Genomic DNA, 8,015 nt, shown 5'->3' with positions numbered 1-8,015 from the left:
TCCCCCCCGCCGGGGCCCTCTGTTGTTGGGGGGGGCGGCGCACCGGGGGGGGGGTGCCCTTGGGGGTGAGGGGCGCCGCCGGGCCCCGCGGGCGCCGGGGGGGGGGGGGGGCGCCCCCCGCGACGGAGGCGAGCCCCGCGCTTCTCAGTCGGCGCCGTCTGGAGGCCGTCCGGCGCTCCTGGGTGTCTGACACCGTTCCTGCCCTTCGCTGTGAGGAAGGCAACGCGACCGGACGGGAGCGGGAGCAGACGTCCGACAACGTTGTCAGTATTGGAGAGGATGCTCTCCGGTTGATCACGAAGTGTCAAGGGCGTTCGGCGTGCGGATGCGGGGCGCCCTGACGTGCCATGAGCCGACGTGAAGCGCCATGAGGCGACGCGAGGTGAGACGCGATATGCGACGCGCGCGACGCGACGGGTGCGCCCATGGCAGGCGGGTCGTGGCCGGCGTGCTGCCGTGGACGGGCCGCGGGGGAGCGCCCCTCAGCCTCGGCGGGAGCCTTGGTCGTCGGGGATGACCGGCTCGGAAGCGGCGTCGAGCGCGTCCAGCACCGCGTCGCCGTTCGCCCTCGCCCATTCGGTCAGCATGTGGATCGGGTCGATCAGCGTGGCCCCGAGCGGGGTGAGTTCATACTCGACGCGAGGCGGCACCTCGGCGTAGGCGTGGCGGCGGACGAGTCCGTGCGCCTGGAGCCGCCGGAGCGTCTGGGTGAGCACCTTGCGGGAGATGCCGCCGATCAGCTCGATCAGCTCGCCATGGCGCACCGGGCCCTCGCTGAGGCCGTAGAGCACGACCGCCGTCCACTTGTCGGCGATGAGCTCGACCGCGAGACGCGCCGGGCAGTCGGCGAGAAAGGGGCCGCCGGGACCGAAACCGCTCATGGCGCCAAAGGTACCTGCCGGTTCCAGTCGGAAACCTAGCCTTGAGTCCTCTTCCCCTTTCCGATTCCCCTTTCCGAGCCAGGAGAGTCATGCGCGTCATCACCCAGCAGACGCTCGGCGGCCCCGAGGTACTCACCGTCGTGGACGCGCCCGAGCCCCGGCCCCGTCCCACCGAAGTCCTCGTCCGCGTCAAGGCGATCGGGCTGAATCCGCTGGAGGCACGCCTGCGCGCCGGCGAGTTCCCGCTGATCGGCAAACCGCCGTTCGTTCTCGGCTGGGACATCAGCGGTGTCGTGGACGAGGCGCCGGGCACCTGGCGGTTCAGGCCGGGCGACGAAGTGTTCGGGATGCCGCTGTTCCCGCAGGCGGCGAACGGGTACGCCGAGGCCGTGTCGGCGCCGGCGCTGCACCTGGTGCGCAAGCCGGCCTCCCTCTCGCACGTCGAGGCGTCGGCGCTGCCGGTCGTCGGGCTGACGGCGTGGCAGGGCCTGGTCGACCTCGCAGGCGTACGGGAGGGCGACCGCGTCCTGGTCCACGGCGGTGGCGGCGGGGTCGGCCACGTCGCGATCCAGATCGCGAAAGCGCTCGGCGCGTACGTGATCGCCACCGCGAGCGGAAGCAAGCGGAAGTTCGTCGAGGGGCTCGGCGCCGACGAGGTGGTCGACTACACGGCGGCCCACTTCACCGGGGCGGTCCGCGACATCGACGTCGTGCTCGACACGATCGGCGGCGACACCGCCGAGCGGTCGCTCGACGTGCTCCGCCCGGGCGGCCACCTGGTGACGGCGGTCGCCGAGGAGGACACGGCGCTCATCGCCAGGTACGAGGCGGCCGGCATGCGGTTCAGCGGCATCGCGGTCGACCCCGACCAGGTCGCCCTGCGCGGTCTCGTCGCACTCGTCGAGCAGGGCAGGCTCCGGGTCCACGTCCAGGAGACGTTCCCGTTCGAGCGCGTAGCCGACGCACACCGGCTGCTCGACGGCGGCCACCTCCAGGGCAAGCTCGTGCTCACCCTCTGATCCCGTCGCGCGGCGGTCCCGTCGCGGCCCCGCGCGCGGCCGACTCCGTCGTTCGCGCCTTCGGGAGTGTCCGCGAAGTCGCGCCTTCGGGGCCGCCACCGCGCCGAGGGTTCGGCGGGTGATCCACCGTCCGGGGCCGGCGCACTGTGCTGTATCCGAGAGAGCCTCCACGGCGATGTTGTGGTCAGGTCATCGGACGTCTTCGGAGGTGCGTGAGAGCGTGAACTCCCCTGGCCCGCCTGGAGGGTGGACGACAAGCTGTCCGTGCGGGGAGTCCGCACCCAGTCGCGGAGTTACGGCGCCGGCCGGGCGGCGCGGCGCGCCTGTGGCAACTGGTGTCACGCCCATTGACAGACAGCAGTCCACCCTCGAATCATCGGATCTATGGCCGATCTCCCCAGACGTCAAGTCATCGCTGTCGCGGTGGCAGCCGCGGCAGGCGCGGCTCTCGCCTCCCCGACCAACGCGTATGCGAACTCTCTGGCACGATCTCCGCAGGACCCCGACGCACGTGCGCACGGCGGTGGTTGGTCCGACGCCCCCGCCGCGGTCCCCGTTCCGCTCGATCAGTGGGCGGACAACGACGGGATCGACACCGCCGGCACGCCCGGCGGCGACTTCGACGGCTCCGGCTACACCTACCCGGGCGAGGAACTCCCGTCCGGTGAGACGACCGTGGACGGCATCCGCTTCGTCTTCCCGTCCTCCACGGCGGGCGGGAACAACAACGTCGTCGCCTCGGGACAGCGCCTCGACCTGCCCCCGGGACGCTACCTCTCCGCGATCTTCCTCACCGCATGCAGCTACGGGCAGACCTCCGGATCTGCGACGTTCCACTACGACGACGGAACCACCTCGCAGGCGGCGCTCGGCGGTCCCGACTGGTACGCGGGCAGCGGGTCCCTGGTGGCGCCCTACCGCTACGACCCGTCCGGAGCCAAGGACGAGCACCCGGTCGTCATCGCGACGGCGGAGACCGCCCTGGACCCGGCCAGGCAGGCGGTGGCCGTGACCCTGCCCGTCACAGGACCCGCGCGGGCCGGCACCGCCGCACTCCACGTCTTCGCGCTGTCGCTCCAGCCCGCGGCCGACGGGCGCGCCCTGGCGCTGCGCGGGATACGCGCGACGACCACCACACTGCCCGACGGTTCGCAGAGCGTGGAGGCGACCGTGGTGAACGCGGGCAGCGCCGCGGTCCTCGCCGCGGACGGGCTCAGGCTGACTGTCGACGTACCCGGCGCCCGGACCGTGGCACCGGCCGCCGTCGGCCGTCTCGGCCCGGGAGAGCAGGCACGTGTCCGCATCGGCATCCGCCCCGGCGCGGAGACGCCCCCGGGCACCGCGGCCACGGGCAGTGTGGTGGCCGCGAGCCGCGGCCGGACCGTGGCCTCGGCGAAGCAGCGCCTCACCCTCGGCGTTCCCGACTTCCAGCCGACCGACGTCTCGCTGGCCACGCATCAGGCTCCGTACTGGTTCCAGGACGCCAAGTTCGGCATCTTCATCCACTGGGGCGTCTACTCCGTGCCGGCCTGGGCGCCGGTGGGTGTCCAGTACGCGGAGTGGTACTGGCAGCAGATGCAGGACCCGTCCAACCCGGTCTACGCCCACCACCGCGACATCTACGGCGAGGACTTCGCCTACGACGACTTCATCCCGCGCTTCCGTGCCGAGCGCTTCGACCCGCGTGCCTGGGTCGAGCTCTTCCGCGACGCGGGGGCCCAGTACCACGTACTGACCTCGAAGCACCACGAGGGCTTCGCCCTCTGGGACACCAAGCTCTCCGACCGCAACGCCGTCAGGATGGGCCCGAAGCGGGACCTCGTGAAGGAGCTCTTCGACGCCTCGAAGCGCTATACGCCCGAACTCCACCGGGGTCTGTACTTCTCCATGCCCGAGTGGTTCAACCCGGACGATCCCTGGGAAGGGCACGCACCGCGCAACCCCTACACGCTCGAGCCCCTGCCGTACACGGGCTACACCGCGGGCAAGGATTACGTCGAGGGCTATCAGGCGCTCCAGATGCTGGAGTTGGTCGACGGCTACGACCCCGAGATCATCTGGTGCGACATCGGCGGCGCGAACGACAGCCACCACGTCCTGGCCGAGTACTTCAACCACGCGAAGAACCGGCGGCGGCCGATCGAGGTCACCGTCAACGACCGGTCGGGCATCGGGCCCCACGACTTCACGACCCCCGAGTACACCACCTACGACTCGGTCGTGACGGCCAAGTGGGAGGCGAGCCGGGGCCTCGACCCCCGCTCCTACGGCTACAACAGCGCCACTCCGGACGACCAGTACATGAGCACCGAGGAAGTCGTGCACTCGCTGGTCGACATCGTGTCCAAGAACGGCAACTTCCTGCTGGACATCGGTCCGCGCGCGGACGGCACCATCCCCGAGGTCATGCAGCAGAGGCTGCGCGAGACCGGCGCCTGGCTGCGCACCAACGGCGAGTCGATCTACGGCAGTACGTACTGGGCGCGCATGCCGCAACTGGGCGACGACCTGCGATTCACCGTACAGCCGGACCGTGCCTTCTACATCCACTCGCTGGCCGAGCCCGGCAGCAGGCTCGTGGTCGGGGCACCGGTGCCGATCCGATCCGGTGACCGGGTGACCATGCTGGGCCACGACCGGGCACTGTCGTGGCGGACGGAGGGCGACGCGCTGGTGATCGACGTGCCGGCGGCCGCACGCGCGGCGGGGCGGCACGCGTGGGTGTTCAAGGTGGACTGGCGCTCCTGAGGACCCTTTCCGCGCCGCGTCCACCGCGTGGCGGGGCGAGCCGGTGTGCCGTGCCACGGTGTGCACAGTGTGGTGCGGTGTGCACGGTGTGCTGCGATGCGCGCACCGTGCACCGGCTCGCCGGTTCGTCGGCTCGCCGGGAGAGGGCGAGGCCGGCCGGCTCCCCGTACGCGGGCTCTCGCCCGGTGGAACACGTCCGAGCTGCGAGGCCCGAAGGATGCGGCCACACTGGAGATGAGCTGGGTACACGTTTCTTTCCCCGCGCTCGGTGCGGGGCGAGAGGGAGTTCTAAGGAGCAGGCGCATGACGTCGCACACTGTCTCATCCACTGCTCGACTGTCCGAGCAGGAAGCGGCCGTGGGTTTCACGGCGTCCCGGCAGATGGCGGAGTCTTTGCAGGCGATCCTTGTCGACCTCATCGAACTGCACCTCCAGGGCAAGCAGGCACACTGGAACCTGGTCGGCCACAACTTCCGCGACCTGCACAAACAGCTGGACCGTATCGTCGACGACGCCCGCGAGGCCAGTGACACGATCGCCGAGCGCATGCGGAGCCTGAGGGCGGTTCCCGACGGGCGTTCCGACACCGTGGTGGCCACGACGACGCTGCCGCCGTTCCCCGAGGGCGAGCTGAGTGTCGCGGCCGTGGTGGACCTCATCACGACCCGTCTGTACACGACCGCGGCGACCGTACGGCGCGTGCACGACGGCGTGGACGCCGAGGACCCGTCGACCGCGGACCTCCTCCACGAGATCATCGACACGCTGGAGAAGCACGCGTGGATGGTCAGCTCGGAGAACCGGCAGGTCTGACAGCACGCCGCACGCCGCACACAGCGTCGGCCGAGCGGGGCCGGAAGCTCCGCCGGTGAGGGGCCTTCCCTGTGATGGGAGGGCCCCCGCACGCGTGTGCCGGGACCCGCACGGTCCGAGCGCCGACGGGCGCCGCGTGATGCGGCAGCGGCCTCCACCACAACCGGTCTCTCCGGTTACGTGCCTCCGTGAGCGATCGCCGTACGAACGTCACGCCTGCGGCGTTCGACCAGAGCGCGGATAAGCGTATGGTCCGACCAGTCGCGTGGCTCCGGGGCGCCCCACGGCCGCCCCTCGCGTCGGCGGCCCCCTCCCGCCACGACATCCGCGGGATCAGCCTGTCCACGTCGGCCAGGTGACCCCCCTACGGGTTGACAATGCCCGTCAATCGTGGGGCCTGCCGTTGTGGCTGCGTGCGGATGCCCGGCGGAGCGTGCACGCTGGGCCCCGCCATGTCGAGGGCCGTGAGGGCGGCGGACGCGTCTTGACCCGAACCTGCCCGGCCGTTCCTCCTTCCGCGTCGTGCCGACGCCTGCCCAGGGAGACGTCGCGGATGACACCTCGGTCACCCACCGGTGACGTATGCGGGCCCGTGACGTGGCGGAACCAGCACCGTCAGGGGTGCGGCACCCGGAGCGGGCCGGCATGTGCCCCGCATCCCCCACAGCATGAAGGAGCCTCAGATGGCGACCGTCGATGTCGATACCGAGGAACCAGCGCCGGCAGCGCGGACGGGGGCGCCGGAGCAGCGGAGACGTCCGGGGAGCGTCGTGGTCAGCTGGCTGACGACGACCGACCACAAGACCGTCGGGTCCCTCTACCTGATCACGTCGTTCCTGTTCTTCATCGGGGGCGGTCTCATGGCGCTGACGATGCGCGCCGAACTCGCCAGACCGGGCCTTCAGATCCTGTCGCCCGAGCAGTTCAACCAGGCGTTCACGATCCACGGCACGATCATGCTGCTGATGTTCGCGACCCCGCTGTTCTCCGGGTTCTCCAACTGGATCGTGCCGCTCCAGATCGGCTCACCGGATGTCGCCTTCCCCAGACTGAACGGCCTCGCGTACTGGATGTACCTCTTCGGCTCGCTCATCGTGATGGGCGGCCTCCTCACCCCCCAGGGCGCCGCGGCCTTCGGCTGGTTCGCGTACTCGCCGCTGTCCAACGCCGTGCACTCGCCGGGCGTCGGCGGCGACATGTGGGCCATGGGGCTGGCCTTCTCCGGCTTCGGCACGATCCTCAGCTCGGTCAACTTCATCACTACGATCATCTGCATGCGCGCGCCCGGCATGACGATGTTCCGGATGCCGATCTTCACCTGGAACGTGCTGCTGACCGGTGTCCTGGTCCTGATCGCGTTCCCCGTCCTGGCCGCCGCGCTGTTCGCCCTGGAGGCCGACCGCAAGTTCGGTGCGAGGGTGTTCGAGGGCGCCAACGGCGGCGCACTGCTCTGGCAGCACCTCTTCTGGTTCTTCGGCCATCCAGAGGTGTACATCATCGCGATCCCGTTCTTCGGGATCGTCTCCGAGGTGATTCCGGTCTTCAGCCGCAAGCCGATGTTCGGCTACATCGGCCTGATCGCCGCGACGATCTCCATCGCGGGCCTGTCCGCCACGGTGTGGGCGCACCACATGTTCGTGACCGGTGGCGTGCTGCTGCCGTTCTTCTCGTTCATGACCTTCCTCATCGCGGTACCGACCGGTGTGAAGTTCTTCAACTGGATCGGCACGATGTGGAAGGGGTCGCTGTCCTTCGAGACCCCGATGCTCTGGTCGATCGGCTTTCTCGTCACCTTTCTCTTCGGGGGCCTCACCGGCGTCATCCTGGCGTCCCCGCCGCTGGACTTCCACGTGTCCGACTCGTATTTCGTGGTGGCGCACTTCCACTACGTGGTGTTCGGTACCGTGGTGTTCGCGATGTTCGCGGGATTCCATTTCTGGTGGCCGAAGTTCACCGGGAAGATGCTGGACGAGCGGCTCGGCAAGATCACCTTCTGGACGCTGTTCGTCGGATTCCACGGCACTTTCCTGGTGCAGCACTGGCTGGGTGCGGAGGGCATGCCGCGGCGCTACGCGGACTACCTCGCCAGTGACGGCTTCACCACGCTGAACATGATCTCGACGATCAGCTCGTTCCTGCTCGGCCTGTCGATGCTGCCGTTCTTCTACAACGTCTGGAAGACGGCCAAGTACGGCAAGAAGATCGAGGTCGACGACCCCTGGGGATACGGGCGTTCGCTGGAGTGGGCGACGTCCTGCCCGCCCCCGCGGCACAACTTCCTCACACTGCCGCGCATCCGCTCCGAATCCCCGGCGTTCGACCTCCACCATCCCGAGATCAGGTCCCTGGAGGCGACACACAACGAGCCGGAGACCGCCACCACGGTGGCGCCCGGCGACCAGCACACGTCGTAGGACCCGCGGAAAGACCCCTGGGGGCCCCCCGCGGGGGGGGGGGCCCCCGGGGCGGGGGGGGCGGGGCGGGGCGGGGGGCCGGGGGCCCCCCCCGCGGGGGGGGGGGGGGGGGGGCGCCCGGGGGGGGTGGGGGGAAGCGC

5 protein-coding genes are annotated in these 8,015 nt (G+C 70.2%); 4 read left to right on the top strand and 1 reads right to left on the bottom strand.

The features are described 5' to 3' along the window. Positions 1–482: 482 nt before the first annotated feature. Positions 483–881, bottom strand: coding sequence for a winged helix-turn-helix transcriptional regulator (locus LCE31_RS13560; protein WP_225014478.1), 399 nt, complete (start codon positions 879–881; stop codon positions 483–485). 89 nt (positions 882–970) lie between these two features. Here LCE31_RS13560 and LCE31_RS13555 point away from each other — a divergent pair, with 89 nt between their 5' ends. The 4 genes from LCE31_RS13555 (at position 971) to ctaD (ending at position 7,875) form a co-directional block, all read left to right on the top strand. Then, positions 971–1,900: an NADP-dependent oxidoreductase gene (locus tag LCE31_RS13555; protein WP_225014477.1), complete on the top strand. Its 930-nt coding sequence runs from the start codon at positions 971–973 to the stop codon at positions 1,898–1,900. Between the two features lie 384 nt (positions 1,901–2,284). Further along, entirely contained in the window at positions 2,285–4,648 is a 2,364-nt protein-coding gene (locus tag LCE31_RS13550) for an alpha-L-fucosidase (protein WP_225014476.1), read from the top strand. Positions 4,649–4,951: 303 nt separating this feature from the next. Beyond that, a complete protein-coding gene (locus LCE31_RS13545) occupies positions 4,952–5,461 on the top strand; it encodes a Dps family protein (protein ID WP_225014475.1) in 510 nt (169 codons plus the stop codon). 683 nt (positions 5,462–6,144) lie between these two features. After that, complete coding sequence (gene ctaD, locus LCE31_RS13540; protein ID WP_225014474.1) at positions 6,145–7,875, top strand: aa3-type cytochrome oxidase subunit I; 1,731 nt, start codon at positions 6,145–6,147, stop codon at positions 7,873–7,875. Positions 7,876–8,015: the final 140 nt, after the last annotated feature.

Source organism: Streptomyces sp. 8L (assembly GCF_020176795.1).
GTDB lineage: Bacteria > Actinomycetota > Actinomycetes > Streptomycetales > Streptomycetaceae > Streptomyces.
This window is presented reverse-complemented; position numbering and strand designations above follow the sequence as displayed.

Bases quoted from the DNA above. Each gene is read 5' to 3' on its own strand.
- LCE31_RS13560 (WP_225014478.1), bottom strand. From the start codon at position 881: ATGAGCGGTTTCGGTCCCGGCGGCCCCTTTCTCGCCGACTGCCCGGCG.
- LCE31_RS13555 (WP_225014477.1), top strand. From the start codon at position 971: ATGCGCGTCATCACCCAGCAGACGCTCGGCGGCCCCGAGGTACTCACC.
- LCE31_RS13550 (WP_225014476.1), top strand. From the start codon at position 2,285: ATGGCCGATCTCCCCAGACGTCAAGTCATCGCTGTCGCGGTGGCAGCC.
- LCE31_RS13545 (WP_225014475.1), top strand. From the start codon at position 4,952: ATGACGTCGCACACTGTCTCATCCACTGCTCGACTGTCCGAGCAGGAA.
- ctaD (WP_225014474.1), top strand. From the start codon at position 6,145: ATGGCGACCGTCGATGTCGATACCGAGGAACCAGCGCCGGCAGCGCGG.